The organism is Pseudomonas sp. JDS08PS003, assembly GCF_045013505.1.
Taxonomy (GTDB): Bacteria; Pseudomonadota; Gammaproteobacteria; order Pseudomonadales; family Pseudomonadaceae; genus Aquipseudomonas; species Aquipseudomonas protegens_B.
In genome coordinates, this window is record NZ_CP120724.1 from 6642945 (window position 1) to 6656575 (window position 13631).

Annotated in this window: 12 protein-coding genes; 4 read left to right on the forward strand and 8 right to left on the reverse strand. The window is 64.2% G+C overall.

Going from position 1 to position 13631, the window contains the following annotated elements:
* Positions 1-13: 13 nt before the first annotated feature.
* The 3 genes from P7C00_RS29730 to P7C00_RS29740 all read left to right on the forward strand — a co-directional run bounded on the left by P7C00_RS29730 (position 14) and on the right by P7C00_RS29740 (position 2044).
* Positions 14-658: a sigma-70 family RNA polymerase sigma factor gene (locus P7C00_RS29730; protein ID WP_404937809.1), complete on the forward strand. Its 645-nt coding sequence runs from the start codon at positions 14-16 to the stop codon at positions 656-658.
* Positions 655-1329 (forward strand): anti-sigma factor domain-containing protein, encoded by a 675-nt coding sequence (locus P7C00_RS29735; RefSeq protein ID WP_404937810.1) that lies wholly within the window; start codon positions 655-657, stop codon positions 1327-1329. Before P7C00_RS29730 ends, P7C00_RS29735 begins: the two co-directional genes overlap by 4 nt.
* A 151-nt stretch (positions 1330-1480) precedes the next feature.
* Positions 1481-2044 carry a hypothetical protein gene (locus tag P7C00_RS29740; RefSeq protein ID WP_404937811.1) on the forward strand — a complete coding sequence of 188 codons (564 nt, stop codon included), beginning with the start codon at positions 1481-1483 and terminating at the stop codon, positions 2042-2044.
* Positions 2045-2271: 227 nt separating this feature from the next.
* Here the strand turns inward: P7C00_RS29740 and fdhA are convergent, their stop codons facing one another.
* The 8 genes from fdhA to P7C00_RS29780 all read right to left on the reverse strand — a co-directional run bounded on the left by fdhA (position 2272) and on the right by P7C00_RS29780 (position 12348).
* Positions 2272-3471: a formaldehyde dehydrogenase, glutathione-independent gene (fdhA, locus tag P7C00_RS29745; protein WP_015637296.1), complete on the reverse strand. Its 1200-nt coding sequence runs from the start codon at positions 3469-3471 to the stop codon at positions 2272-2274.
* Positions 3472-3641: 170 nt separating this feature from the next.
* On the reverse strand, positions 3642-4499 hold the full coding sequence (purU, locus tag P7C00_RS29750; protein WP_041752650.1) for a formyltetrahydrofolate deformylase: 858 nt from the start codon (positions 4497-4499) through the stop codon (positions 3642-3644).
* Between the two features lie 66 nt (positions 4500-4565).
* Positions 4566-5198, reverse strand: coding sequence for a sarcosine oxidase subunit gamma (locus P7C00_RS29755; RefSeq protein ID WP_041120156.1), 633 nt, complete (start codon positions 5196-5198; stop codon positions 4566-4568).
* Positions 5199-5333: 135 nt separating this feature from the next.
* Positions 5334-8351, reverse strand: a complete 3018-nt coding sequence (locus P7C00_RS29760; protein ID WP_404937812.1) for a sarcosine oxidase subunit alpha — start codon at positions 8349-8351, stop codon at positions 5334-5336.
* Positions 8348-8650 carry a sarcosine oxidase subunit delta gene (locus P7C00_RS29765; RefSeq protein WP_011063902.1) on the reverse strand — a complete coding sequence of 101 codons (303 nt, stop codon included), beginning with the start codon at positions 8648-8650 and terminating at the stop codon, positions 8348-8350. Before P7C00_RS29765 ends, P7C00_RS29760 begins: the two co-directional genes overlap by 4 nt.
* A gap of 14 nt (positions 8651-8664) precedes the next feature.
* Positions 8665-9915, reverse strand: a complete 1251-nt coding sequence (locus P7C00_RS29770) for a sarcosine oxidase subunit beta family protein (RefSeq protein ID WP_011063903.1) — start codon at positions 9913-9915, stop codon at positions 8665-8667.
* A gap of 23 nt (positions 9916-9938) precedes the next feature.
* A complete protein-coding gene (locus P7C00_RS29775; protein WP_404937813.1) occupies positions 9939-11192 on the reverse strand; it encodes a serine hydroxymethyltransferase in 1254 nt (417 codons plus the stop codon).
* Between the two features lie 415 nt (positions 11193-11607).
* A complete protein-coding gene (locus P7C00_RS29780) occupies positions 11608-12348 on the reverse strand; it encodes a TraX family protein (protein WP_404937814.1) in 741 nt (246 codons plus the stop codon).
* Positions 12349-12448: 100 nt separating this feature from the next.
* Between P7C00_RS29780 and P7C00_RS29785 the strand changes: the two genes are divergently transcribed.
* Complete coding sequence (locus P7C00_RS29785) at positions 12449-13489, forward strand: low specificity L-threonine aldolase (RefSeq protein ID WP_346633155.1); 1041 nt, start codon at positions 12449-12451, stop codon at positions 13487-13489.
* Positions 13490-13631: the final 142 nt, after the last annotated feature.

The following is a 13631-nucleotide window of genomic DNA, read 5'->3' on the forward strand; positions in this document are numbered from 1 at the left end:
GAGGCAACAGGACGTGAATGGAACAACCGCCCCCCCTGGACTAATCTTTGGCTGCGTCAGTCGGCGTCTGTCGTTGCCCCTTGCCCCAGTTCCTGCCAGGAGAACCGCTATCTCGACCCTCGACACCGATCAGCTGCGGCACCTGCTGGCCCAGTGTTCACTGGGCGATCGCCGGGCCTTCGAAACCCTCTATCGCAGTGTTGCGCCACGCCTGCACGGCGTCGCCCTGCGCTTCATGGGCCGCCGCGATCTGGCCGAAGAGGTGCTGCAGGAAAGCTTCGTGCGCATCTGGAACAACGCCGTGCGCTACCAGCCGCACCTGTCCGCGCCCCTGACCTGGATGATCAACATCACCCGCAACCAGGCCATCGACCAGTTGCGCAAACACCGCGAACGGCCGTTGGGCGAGTTCGAAGAACAACAGCTGGAGGATCAAAGCCCTTCAGCCCACGAACAACTGGACAGCGCGCGCCAAGCCCAGGCCCTGAACCGCTGTCTGGAAAACCTCGACGGCATGCAACGCCAATCCATCACCGTGGCCTACTTCCAGGGCCTGTCCTGCTCGGAGCTGGCCGAACACTTGGCGGCGCCCCTGGGCTCGGTGAAATCCTGGATTCGCCGGGGCATGGAACGCCTGCGCCGGTGCCTTGAAGCATGAACTATCAAACCCCTGAACGACGCCGCGCCCTGGCCGCCGACTACGCCATCGGCCTGATGCAGGGCGCCGCACGCCGGCGCTTTGAAATGCTCTTGCTGGATGACACCGCCCTGCGTGAAGAACTGGCGCAGTGGCGGGAAAGCCTGTCCCCTTTGACCGACGCCTTGCCTGAAGAGGTGGTGCCGGAGCGGGTCTGGGAGGGTATCCAGGCACGCATCGAACCCCAGGTCCTGCATGTACCGAAGAAAAATCCACTGTGGATGCGCCTGCGCCTGGCGATTGCCGCCTGCGCAGTCGTGGCGACCCTGTACATCGGCTTTATCCAGCAAAGCGATCAGGTGCGCTACAGCGCCACCCTGCTCAGCGCCGACCAGCAACCGGCGCTGCGGATCAAGGCTCACGCCCAGTACCTGCAAGTCGAACCCCTGACCCTGGCGGCTGTTGGCCTGGACCGCAGCCTGGAACTCTGGGCGATCCCTGCCGACGGCCAGCCGATTTCCCTCGGCGTGGTGCCGGTGGGGGGCAAAGGCAAGATCAACCTGAGCCCGGCCCAGCGCGAGCTGCTGGGCACCCCGATCGCCCTGGCGGTGAGCCTCGAACCCCACGGCGGCTCGCCTACCGGGCAACCCACCGGGCCGGTGCTGTACCAGGGACAACTTACAGTGCTGTAACCGGCACCCGCTGGCGTAGGAGCGGGCTTGCCCGCGAACGCCCTCAAGGTAAACTCCGCGCCCAGGCCCCCACCCACGCCTTTGCAGACAGCCCCCCTGCCTGCCATGGAAGACCCCGCGCCACCTGGCGCCATCAACCGAACGGACTCTTATGAGAGCTGCGCTATACAGCTGCATCCTGCTGGCCCTGGCAACGGCCCTGTTCCTCTGGCGAATCGGCACCCCGGTCGATAGCAGCCAATGCACCGACGCGGCCCCGGGCCTCCTGACCGGCTTCATCCGCCAGCACTTCAGCGATCGCCAGGGAGCCGACTGGCGCGACGACGGCAGTGCCTTGGGCATTCTTGGCGTTGCCGAGGCCCAGGCGTTCGCCCGCCAACCCGAGCGTTACTACTGCGAAGCCCTGAACCTGCTGCAGGACCCAGAGCGAACCCAGACGGAAAAGGTGCATACCACGGCCCTGATGCTGTCCCTGCCCCTCGACTACTACCTGGACCTCATGGACCGCAGCCACCAGCTGTACCAGCGCGGCGCCATGGACCGCCCCGTCCTGACCCTGGTGCTGATACCAAGAGGCACGGCGCTGAACTACTGGTGGCTGCCCCAGTGGCGCTCGCGCTTCCAGCGGGATGCGCCAGGCATCCTGGCCGAGACCGACATAAAGGAAATCCTGAGTGGCGAACACTGGTTCGACTACCCGGGTAGAGGCTATTGACTCACCATCCGCAACCGTTACCGAGCACTCGCCGAACAACCGACAATTCCTGCAAGACATCAACCGATGGCTGCGACCTGATGGATGTGCTGGGACGGCGCTTGTGCGCCACACTGATCGCCTGATTGAAAGTGCCCTCGCCCCAGAAGAAAAAAACGCCGCGTTCTCGGCAAGAGAAGGCGGCGTTTTAAGTGACTGACAGGCTTCAACCCAAAGGCTGACTGTCCTCAGGCAGCGCTGAACAGCTTGTGCGGGTCGATGACGAATTTCTTCGGCACGCCGGCGTCGAACTCGCCATAGCCGCGCGGGGCGTCGTCGAGGCTGATGACTTCAACCCCCACCACGTCGGCAATGTTGATGCGGTCCCACATGATGGCCTGCATCAGTTGGCGGTTGTACTTCATCACCGGGGTCTGGCCGGTGTGGAAGCTGTGGGACTTGGCCCAGCCCAGGCCGAAGCGGATGCTCAGGCTGCCCATCTTCGCCGCGGCGTCCACGGCTCCCGGGTCTTCGGTGACGTACAGGCCGGGAATGCCGATCTTGCCCGCCACCCGCACCACGCCCATCAGCGAGTTGAGCACGGTGGCCGGGGCTTCGTGCTGGGCACCGGCATGGCCGTGACCACGGGCTTCGAAGCCCACGGCGTCCACTGCGCAGTCGACTTCCGGCTCACCGAGCAAATCGGCGATCTGTTCGTGCAGCGGGGTGTCCTTGGACAGGTCGGCAATTTCAAAACCCTGGGCCTTGGCGTGGGCCAGGCGCACCGGGTTGACGTCGCCGACAATCACCACCGCCGCCCCCAGCAAGCGCGCAGAAGCGGCGGCCGCCAGACCGACCGGACCGGCACCGGCCACATAAACGGTGCTGCCCGGGCCAACGCCAGCGGTGACGGCGCCGTGATAACCGGTGGGCAGGATGTCGGAGAGGCAAGTCAGGTCGCGGATCTTCTCCATGGCCTTGTCGCGATTCGGCAGTTTCAGCAAGTTGAAGTCGGCGTAAGGCACCAGCACGTACTCGGCCTGGCCACCGGTCCAGTCGCCCATGTCGACGTAACCGTAGGCACCACCGGCGCGGGCCGGGTTGACGGTCAGGCAGACCCCGGTGTGTTGCTCCTTGCAGGAACGGCAGCGCCCGCACGCCACGTTGAACGGCACCGAAACCAGATCGCCGATCTTCAGGTTCTCGACGTCACTGCCCTTCTCGATGACTTCGCCGGTGATTTCGTGGCCCAGGACCAGGCCGACCTGGGCGGTGGTACGGCCACGGACCATGTGTTGGTCCGAACCGCAGATGTTGGTGGAGACCACGCGCAGGATGACGCCGTGCTCAATCTTCCTGCCACGCGGGTCCTGCATTTTTGGATAGTCGATTTTCCGTACTTCGACCTTGCCGCTGCCGAGATACACGACACCACGATTACCAGACATGCTTTCACCTCGCTGTTGTTGTTATGGAACCGCGTTACCCACAGGGGAAACACGTGGATTGCTCGGGTACAGATGCTGTTTCGTTTTCAAAATCGCTTTCACGCGAACAGGCGCAACGCCTGTAGGAGCGAGCTTGCTCGCGAAGGGCTGCGCAGCCGCCCCAAGAATCATCAGAGCACCACCGTGCGGTTGCCGTTCAAGAACACCCGCCGTTCGATGTGATAACCCACCGCCCGGGCCAGGGTCAGGCCTTCGATGTCCCGGCCCTTGGCAATCAGGTCTTCGGGGTAGTAACTGTGGTCCACCACTTCCACGCCCTGGGCGATGATCGGGCCTTCGTCCAGGTCGTTGTTGATGTAGTGCGCGGTGGCGCCCACCAGTTTCACGCCCTTGTTGTAGGCCTGGTGATAAGGCTTGGCGCCCTTGAAACCCGGCAGCAGGGAGTGGTGGATATTGATCGCCTTGCCATCGAGCTTGCGGCACAGCTCCGGCGACAGCACCTGCATGTAGCGGGCAAGAATCACCAGTTCGGCACCGGAGTCCTCGATCACCTGCCACACCTGACGCTCCTGGGACGGCTTGTCGTTGGGGTCGAGGGGGAAGTGGTGGTAGGGAATCTGGTGCCAGTCGGCCAGGGGTTTGAGGTCCGGGTGGTTGGACACCACCGCCACCACGTCCATGGGCAACTGGCCGATGCGCTGGCGATAGAGCAAGTCGTTGAGGCAGTGGTCGGCCTTGGAGACCATGATCACCACCTTCGGCCGGTAGTGTGGCGCGGTCAGTTCGAAGTTCATCTCGAAGGCCTTGGCTCGCTGCGCCAGGCCATCGCGAAAGCCCTGTTCGTCGAGGCCGTCGGGCTGGCGAAATTCCACGCGAATGAAGAAGCGGCCCGAGAGCCGGTCATCGAAGGAATGGTGCTCGGTGACGTAGCAGCCCTGCTCGAACAGAAAGCGGGTCACCGCGTCCACCGTGCCGAGCACGCTGGGGCAATCGGCGGTGAGAATCCATGTATCGGGGGCGCGGCTCATGGGCAGTAACTCCTGTTCGTTGGGGCAACCGCAGCGCGGTCGATTCTCTACCAAGCCAAGCTGGGTTCAGGCCTGCACGCTAAGGCCATATTCGGCCGCGGCATCCTGCAGCCACATCCACCAGTAATCGGAAAAGCTGCGGCGTACCAGCAGTTCCCAGGTGTCTTCGCCTGTACGGCGAATCACCAACTGCGACTTGGCGAACACCGTGCCCACCGCCTTGCCCACCGGAAAGTTGTTCGGGTGCACGTCGTAGCTGGTGGACTTCATCAGCACCTGACGCACGTTGGGGCCGGACAGTTCGAGGATCTGCTGGCCACCGCTGACGTTGACGATCTGGATATGCAGGTCGCCCAGGGCTGCGCGCAGGTTCTGCTCGGCGGCGAATTCTTCACCGCTGGGCACGATCAGCAACCACTCATCCGGGCCCAGCCATTGCAGGCTGCTGTCGCCCTTGACCACCACGCTCAGGGCGCCCGGCAATTCGATTCCCAGGGCCTTGTGCACGCCGGCGGCGAAGGCCGGATCGTGGCCGTCGCCACGGATCGTCAGGTGGCCGAGGAGTTTTTTCTCGCGCAGGATCACCCCGGCGTTCTTGCGGCCCTTGCCCACCAGGCTCGGCAGGTCGGCGTGGTGCAAGGACGACTCGGCCTTGGCCCCGCTGGTAGGGCGCTGTTGGTAAACGTTGACTGCGGTCATAGAGCACCTGTCCTGAATTCTGTTGATAACGCCAGCCCTGTGGGGCGGCTGTCGGCGAAGAGGCGCTTGGGCCTTGTGCCGGCCCTGAGGCCGCCTTCGCCGGCAAGCCGGCTCCTACGTGAACCGTGTTGTGCCTTAGATGTTCTGACGATCGCCTTTGGGGTCGAAGAACACCGAGGAAACGATTTCCGCCTCGATCACCCGGCCATCGGCCAGGGGCGCGAAGACCCGCTCGCCCAAGCGCTTGAGGCCGCCCTTGACCACGCCCAGGGCGAAGGAATAACCCAGGGAGTTGTGGGCGTAGCTGGAGGTCACGTGACCGACCATGCTCATGGGAATCGCCTGCTTGGGGTTGAACACCAGTTGCGCGCCTTCCGGCAGCCACTGGGTCGGGTCGATCGGCTTGAGCCCCACCAGTTGCTTGCGCTCCTCGCGCACGCAGTCTTCCCGGTTCATCCCGCGCCAGCCGATCCACGAGAACGGCTTGGTCCGGCCCACGCACCAGCCCATGTTCAGGTCGTCCGGGGTCATGGAACCGTCGGTGTCCTGGCCAACGATGATGAAACCCTTCTCGGCCCGCAGCACGTGCATGGTCTCGGTGCCATAGGGGGTCAGGTTGTACTTCTTGCCAGCCTCGACGATCTGCTCCAGCACGCCCATGGCGTAGTCGGCCTGGACGTTGACCTCGTAGGACAGCTCGCCGGTGAAGGAGATACGGAACACCCGCGCCGGCACGCCGCCCACCAGGCCTTCCTTCCAGGTCATGAACGGGAAGCCGTCCTTGTCCAGGTCGATGTCGGTGACTTCGCTCAACAGCTTGCGGCTGTTGGGGCCCGACAGGGTCATGGTGGCCCAGTGGTCGGTGACCGAGGTGAAGTACACCTTGAGGTCCGGCCATTCGGTCTGCTGGTAGATCTCCAGCCACTGCAGCACGCGAGCCGCGCCGCCGGTGGTGGTGGTCATCAGGAAGTGGTTGTCGGCCAGACAGGCAGTGACGCCGTCGTCGAAGACCATGCCGTCTTCCTTGCACATCAGGCCGTAGCGGGCCTTGCCCACGTCGAGCTTGGTCCAGGCGTTGGTGTAGATGCGGTTGAGGAATTCACGGGCGTCCGGGCCCTGGATGTCGATCTTGCCCAGGGTCGAGGCGTCCAGCAGGCCAACGCTGTCACGCACGGCCAGGCATTCACGCTTGACCGCGGCGTGCAGGTCTTCGCCGTTTTTCGGGAAGTACCAAGGGCGCTTCCACTGGCCGACGTCTTCGAACTCGGCGCCGTTCTTCACGTGCCAGGCATGCAGCGCGGTGAAACGCACCGGCTCGAAGATGTGCCCACAGTGACGACCGGCCACGGCGCCGAAGGTCACCGGCGTGTAGTTCGGACGGAACATGGTGGTGCCCATCTGCGGGATGCTGACGTTCAGCGAGCGGGCAGCAATGGCCAGGCCGTTGACGTTGCCCAGCTTGCCCTGATCGGTACCGAAGCCCAGGGCGGTGTAGCGCTTGACGTGTTCCACCGACTCGAAGCCCTCGCGGGTCGCCAGTTCGATGGCGGCGGCGGTAACGTCGTTCTGCAAGTCGACGAATTGCTTCGGCGCCCGGGCAGTGCCTTTTTCATGGGGCACCTGGAACAGCGCCAGGGTCGGTTCTTCAAGACGGGCCAGGGCTTTGGGCAGCACGCCCTCCACGCTCTGGAAGCCAGCTTCGCTGGCGGCGCGTACACCGCCCTCGAAACCATCGGCCAGGGTGTCGCCGAGGCTGTAGACGCCGTTGATGCCACCGACGCACACGCGTTTCTGCGGCGCTTCACCGGGCACAAAACCGAGGATGTCTTCACGCCACACCGGCTTGCCGCCCAGGTGCGAAGCCAGGTGCACCACTGGGCTGTAGCCGCCGGAGCTGGCGATCAGGTCGCAATCGAGCCATTCGCCAGGGCTGGTGACCTTGTGCGCCTTGACGTCGATGGCCGCTATGCGCGCGCCGGTCACGTGTTTGCTGCCACGGGCTTCGATCACCGCACTGGAAGTGAGGATGCGGATGCCCTTGGCCCGGGCTTCTTCCACCAGAGCGCCGCGGGGGTTGTGCCGCGCATCGGCGATGGCCACCACTTGCAGGCTGGCGTCGAGCCAGTCCAGGGCCACGCGGTAGGCATGGTCGTTGTTGGTGGACAGCACCAGCTTCTTGCCCGGGGCCACGCCGTAGCGGCGCACGTAGGTGGACACGGCACCGGCCAGCATGTTGCCCGGCACATCGTTGTTGCCGTAGACCAGCGGCCGCTCGTGGGCGCCGGTGGCCAGCACCACACGCTTGGCGCGAACCCGGTGGATACGCTGGCGCACCTGGCCGATCGGCGCACGGTCGCCGAGGTGATCGGTGAGACGCTCGTGAATGGTCAGGAAGTTATGGTCGTGGTAGCCGTTGACCGTGGCCCGTGGCAGCAACAACACATCCGGCAGCGACTTGAGTTCGGCGACCACGCTGGCCACCCACTCCACCGCCGGCTTGCCGTCCAGGCTTTCGCGACTGTCCAGCAGGGTGCCGCCGAACTCTTCCTGCTCGTCGGCCAGGATCACCCGGGCGCCACTGCGGGCAGCGGCCAGGGCTGCCGCGAGACCGGCGGGGCCGCCACCGACAATCAGCACGTCGCAGTGCTGGTTCATGTTGTCGTAGGTGTCCGCATCGTTCTCAGTGGGCGAACGGCCCAGGCCCGCGGCCTTGCGGATGTACTTCTCGTAGGTCATCCAGAACGATTGCGGGTACATGAAGGTTTTGTAGTAGAAGCCCGGTGGCATCAGCTTGCCGCCGACCTTGCCGAGAATCCCCATCATGTCGTTGTTGACGCTGGGCCAGCCGTTGGTGCTGGTGGCCACCAGGCCCTGGTACAGCGCCTGTTGGGTAGCGCGCACGTTGGGGATCTGGGTGGCTTCGGTGGCGCCGATCTGCAGCACCGCGTTGGGCTCTTCACAGCCCGCGGCGAAGATGCCCCGGGGCCGGGAATACTTGAAGCTGCGACCGATGATGTCCACACCGTTGGCCAGCAGGGCCGAGGCCAGGGTGTCGCCCTCGAAGCCTTTGTAGGTCTGGCCGTTGAAGGTGAAGGTGAGGACTTTGTTGCGGTCGATGCGTCCGCCGTTGGACAGGCGATTGGTCTGGCTCATACCTTCTCTCCAGCAGCCTTGGCGGTGAACTGCGGTTTGGTGCCAATCTTGTAGGTTTCAAGAATTTCGTAGGTGACGGTGTCGCGGGTGGCGTTGAAGTACTGGCGGCACCCGGCGGCGTGAATCCACAACTCGTGGTGCAGGCCGCGGGGGTTGTCGCGGAAGAACATGTAGTCGCCCCACTCCTCGTCGGTGCAGGCGTTGGGGTCCAGGGGCCGTGGAATGTGCGCCTGGCCGGACGAGTGGAACTCCTCTTCGGAGCGCAGTTCGCCGCAGTGAGGACAGAAGATATGCAACATAGGTATTTGTCCTTTTAGTGGGCGACCGCAGCAGCGCCGTGTTCGTCGATCAGCGCACCGTTGTGGAAACGGTCGATGGAGAAAGGAGCGGCCAGAGGATGCATCTCGCCCTTGGCCAGACTGGCGGCAAACACGTTGCCCGAGCCCGGGGTGGCCTTGAAGCCACCAGTGCCCCAACCGCAGTTGAAGAACATGTTCGGCACCGGCGTCTTGGAGATGATCGGGCAGGCGTCCGGGCTGGTGTCGACGATGCCGCCCCACTGCCGGTTCATGCGCACTCGGGAGAGAACCGGGAACATCTCGACGATGGCCTGGATGGTGTGCTCGATCACCGGGTAGGAGCCGCGCTGGCCGTAGCCGACCCAGCCGTCGATACCGGCACCGATCACCAGATCGCCCTTGTCCGACTGACTGATATAGCCGTGCACCGCGTTGGACATGATCACGCTGTCGATGATCGGTTTGATCGGCTCCGACACCAGCGCTTGCAGCGGGTGGGATTCGATCGGCAAACGGAAGCCCGCGAGCTTGGCCATGTGCCCGGAGTTACCGGCCGTGACCACTCCGACGCGCTTGGCGCCGATAAAGCCCTTGTTGGTCTCGACGCCGATGCACACGCCGTTTTCCTTGCGAAAGCCAATGACTTCAGTCTGCTGGATCAGGTCCACGCCCAGGGCGTCGGCGGCCCGGGCGAAACCCCAGGCCACGGCATCGTGACGGGCCACGCCGCCACGGCGCTGGACCGTGGCGCCAAGCACCGGGTAGCGGGTGTTCTTCGAGCAGTCCAGGTAAGGGATCTCGTCCGCTACCTGCTGGGTGTTGAGCAGCTCGCCGTCGATGCCGTTGAGGCGGTTGGCGCTGACCCGACGCTCGGAATCACGGATGTCCTGCAGCGTGTGGCACAGGTTGTAGACCCCGCGCTGGGAGAACATCACGTTGTAGTTGAGGTCCTGGGACAGGCCTTCCCACAATTTCATGGCGTGCTCGTAAAGCTGCGCCGACTCGTCCCACAGGTAGTTGGAACGCACGATGGTGGTGTTGCGCGCGGTGTTGCCGCCGCCCAGCCAGCCTTTTTCCACCACCGCGACGTTGGTGATGCCGTGTTCCTTGGCCAGGTAGTAGGCGGTCGCCAGGCCGTGCCCGCCACCGCCGACTATGACCACGTCATAGACTTTCTTCGGGGTCGGCGTGCGCCACATGCGCTGCCAGTTTTCATGGTGGCTGAGAGAGTGCTTGAAGAGGCCGAAGCCCGAATAGCGTTGCATAGTCATTGCTCCAGTTGCGGCTCTCAGCGGTAAACCGGGAAATCAGCGCACAGGGTCGCCACCTGGCGAGCGACATTGGCCTCGACGTCGGCATCGCCGAGGTGGTCGAGGATGTCGCAGATCCAGCCAGCCAGTTCAATGCACTGGGTGACCTTGAATCCGCGGGTGGTGACCGCCGGGGTGCCGATGCGCAGGCCGGACGTCACAAACGGCGACTGCGGGTCGTTGGGCACGGCGTTCTTGTTCACGGTGATGTGGGCACGGCCCAGGGCGGCATCAGCATCTTTGCCGGTCAGGCCCTGGCGAATCAGGCTGACCAGGAACAGGTGGTTGTCGGTGCCGCCGGACACTACATCGTAGCCACGTTTGATAAATACGCCGGCCATGGCCTGGGCGTTGTCGATCACTTGCTGCTGATAGGCCTTGAAGCCCGGCTCCGACGCTTCCTTGAAGCACACCGCCTTGGCGGCGATCACGTGCATCAACGGACCGCCCTGGGCACCCGGGAACACCGCAGCGTTGAGTTTCTTCTCGATCTCTTCGTTGGCCTTGGCCAGGATCAGGCCGCCACGGGGACCGCGCAGGGTCTTGTGGGTGGTGGTGGTGACCACATCGGCATAGGGCAGCGGGTTGGGATACAGACCAGCGGCGACCAACCCGGCGACGTGGGCCATGTCGACGAACAGCAGTGCCCCGACCTTGTCGGCGATCTGCCGGAAGCGCGGGAAATCCAGGGTCTTGGAGTAGGCCGAGAAGCCGGCGACGATCATCTTCGGCTTGTGTTCAACGGCCAGGCGCTCGACCTCGTCGTAGTCGATCAGCCCGGTGCGGGTATCGATACCGTACTGCACGGCGTTGTACAGCTTGCCCGAGGACGACACCTTGGCGCCGTGGGTCAGGTGGCCGCCATGGGCCAGGCTCATACCGAGGATGGTGTCGCCGGCCTGCAGCAGGGCCAGGTACACCTCGCTGTTGGCCGAAGAACCGGAATGCGGCTGGACGTTGGCGTAGTCGGCACCGAACAGCTGCTTGGCACGCTCGATGGCCAGGGCCTCGACCTTGTCCACATGCTCGCAGCCACCGTAGTAGCGCTTGCCCGGATAGCCTTCGGCGTACTTGTTGGTCAGCCCGCTGCCTTGCGCCTGCATCACCCGCTTGCTGGTGTAGTTCTCCGACGCGATCAGCTCGATGTGATCTTCCTGGCGTTGTTCCTCGGCATTGATCGCCGCCAGCAGTGTATCGTCGTAACCCTGGATCTGGTCTTGCTTGCTGAACATCACGTCTCTCCCAGCGGCGGCGGTGCGCCTTTCGTCTCGGTGAGGCCAGCCTTAAAGCTGTGCCCTTTGGATGCGATGGTATGACCGGCAAGGGGAACTCAAATGCCTATGGACGCCACACAAAGGTGCGTTTACGACATGCCCTGGCGCCCACGGACAAATGCCTGCCCGCGCCACCCGCCAACGGCTCTGGATCGGGCCTGTCCCTCCCCCGCCCCGCCACGCCCCTCCCCCGCAAGAGCTGGCTTGCCAGCGAACAGCCCGCCAAGCCAGGCACAAATCCGACGGACGCCTTCGCCGGCAAGCCGGGTCCTACAAAAACGGCGCCCACCTCTCCGTAGGAGCTGGCTTGCCAGCGAACAGGCCCTCAAGCCAGGCGCAAGTCCGCTGGACGCCTTCGCCGGCAAGCCGGCTCCTACAAGGAGGCGCGCAGGGCCAGTAGAAGAAGAAAATGCAGGGGATACAGCCCATACGCCCAACGCCGCATCGCCGGCGCCGGGCAACCGCGCAAGACCCGCAGCAGCATCACCCCCAACAATGGCGCCAACAGACAAGCGGCGATACCGCAGGTCGCCACCCAATTGCCCAGGCGCGCCGCCGGGAACAAGGTTTCCCATTGGTTGGCCGCCAGACACAAGGCCCCCGGCAACAGGCTGAAATACCAGGACCGACGCAGCACCAGCACCAGGGCCAACGGCAGCAACACCCCGAGCGCACCAAACATCAGCCAGCGGGAAAACCCCAGCGCCAACAGCAGGGCCGCCAAGCCAAGCGCCAACGCCAGCCCCCTGGGCCGCTGCCAGCCCCGGGCCACCAGCAGCCCCAGGGCCAGGGTCGGCAATACATTCAAGGTGTCGGGATCAGGAACGAACAGGCGATAGGGAATCTCACTGAGCCCGCTGAACAGCAGCAACCAGCCTAGGTAGCGCCATTGCCCGGACGGGCGCCCTTCGCGCTCGCCCAGGCGCATCAGATTCACCGCCATTGCCAGACAGAACCAGGGAAATGCCAGGCGCCCAGGCACATACAGCCAGTCCAGGCTCAGGCCTACATAACGCAGGTGATCGAGAACCATGCTCAGCAGCGCCAGCCACTTCAGCGCATCCAGCGCCCCATCGCGCCGGCCGTTGTCGGTTTTCAGCATCGCTTCACGCATAAATCCTTATGGGCCATGCATTATTCCGGCATAAACAGAGCGTGTGCTGGGCCATTATTCTTGGGTAAAGTGCGCACCATCATCGACCACGGAGCCGGCCATGACCGACAAGAGCCAACAATTCGCCAGCGACAACTACTCCGGCATCTGCCCTGAAGCCTGGGCCGCCATGGAGCAGGCCAACCACGGCCACGAGCGCGCTTACGGCGACGATCAGTGGACCGCTCGCGCCTCGGATCATTTCCGCAGATTGTTCGAAACCGACTGCGAAGTGTTCTTCGCCTTCAACGGCACCGCCGCCAACTCCCTGGCCCTGTCGTCGCTGTGCCAGAGTTACCACAGCGTGATCTGCTCGGAAACCGCCCACGTCGAAACCGACGAATGCGGTGCACCGGAGTTCTTCTCCAACGGTTCCAAGCTGCTGATCGCCGGCACCCAGAACGGCAAGCTGACCCCGGAATCGATCCGCGAGATCGCCCTCAAGCGCCAGGACATCCACTACCCCAAGCCGCGAGTGGTGACCCTGACCCAGGCCACTGAAGTAGGCAGCGTCTACACCCCGGAAGAAGTCCGTGCCATCAGCGCCACCTGCAAGGAACTGGGGCTGAACCTGCACATGGACGGCGCACGCTTCTCCAACGCCTGCGCCTTCCTCGGCTGCACCCCGGCGGATCTGACCTGGAAGGCCGGGGTGGACGTGCTGTGCTTTGGCGGCACGAAAAACGGCATGGCCGTGGGTGAAGCGATCCTGTTCTTCAACCACAAGCTGGCGGAAGACTTCGACTACCGCTGCAAGCAGGCCGGCCAACTGGCCTCGAAAATGCGCTTTCTCTCAGCGCCCTGGGTCGGCCTGCTGGAACACGACGCCTGGCTCAAGCACGCCCGCCACGCCAACCACTGCGCGCAACTGCTCGCCAAGCTGGTGGAGGACATTCCCGGTGTTGAGCTGATGTTCCCGGTGCAGGCCAACGGCGTGTTCCTGCAGCTCTCGGAACCGGCGATTGCCGCGCTGACCGCCAAGGGCTGGCGCTTCTACACCTTCATCGGCAAGGGTGGCGCGCGTTTCATGTGCTCCTGGGACACCGAAGAAGAGCGCGTGCGCGAACTGGCAGCCGACATCCGCACCGTGATGAGCGCCTGACCCACAAGCCAGGCGTCGATCCCGTCGACGCCTTCGCCGGCAAGCCGGCTCCTACAAGGGCCCGCGCCCTCTCCACTCCCGTAGGAGCTGGCTTGCCAGCGAAGAGGCCCGCAACCCGGGTGCCGATCTCGCCGACGCCTTT

Excerpts from the sequence above, each read along its gene's own strand:
- P7C00_RS29735 (WP_404937810.1), top strand. The coding sequence starts at position 655 with ATGAACTATCAAACCCCTGAACGACGCCGCGCCCTGGCCGCCGACTAC.
- P7C00_RS29740 (WP_404937811.1), top strand. The coding sequence starts at position 1,481 with ATGAGAGCTGCGCTATACAGCTGCATCCTGCTGGCCCTGGCAACGGCC.
- fdhA (WP_015637296.1), bottom strand. The coding sequence starts at position 3,471 with ATGTCTGGTAATCGTGGTGTCGTGTATCTCGGCAGCGGCAAGGTCGAA.
- purU (WP_041752650.1), bottom strand. The coding sequence starts at position 4,499 with ATGAGCCGCGCCCCCGATACATGGATTCTCACCGCCGATTGCCCCAGC.
- P7C00_RS29755 (WP_041120156.1), bottom strand. The coding sequence starts at position 5,198 with ATGACCGCAGTCAACGTTTACCAACAGCGCCCTACCAGCGGGGCCAAG.
- P7C00_RS29760 (WP_404937812.1), bottom strand. The coding sequence starts at position 8,351 with ATGAGCCAGACCAATCGCCTGTCCAACGGCGGACGCATCGACCGCAAC.
- P7C00_RS29765 (WP_011063902.1), bottom strand. The coding sequence starts at position 8,650 with ATGTTGCATATCTTCTGTCCTCACTGCGGCGAACTGCGCTCCGAAGAG.
- P7C00_RS29770 (WP_011063903.1), bottom strand. The coding sequence starts at position 9,915 with ATGCAACGCTATTCGGGCTTCGGCCTCTTCAAGCACTCTCTCAGCCAC.
- P7C00_RS29775 (WP_404937813.1), bottom strand. The coding sequence starts at position 11,192 with ATGTTCAGCAAGCAAGACCAGATCCAGGGTTACGACGATACACTGCTG.
- P7C00_RS29780 (WP_404937814.1), bottom strand. The coding sequence starts at position 12,348 with ATGCGTGAAGCGATGCTGAAAACCGACAACGGCCGGCGCGATGGGGCG.
- P7C00_RS29785 (WP_346633155.1), top strand. The coding sequence starts at position 12,449 with ATGACCGACAAGAGCCAACAATTCGCCAGCGACAACTACTCCGGCATC.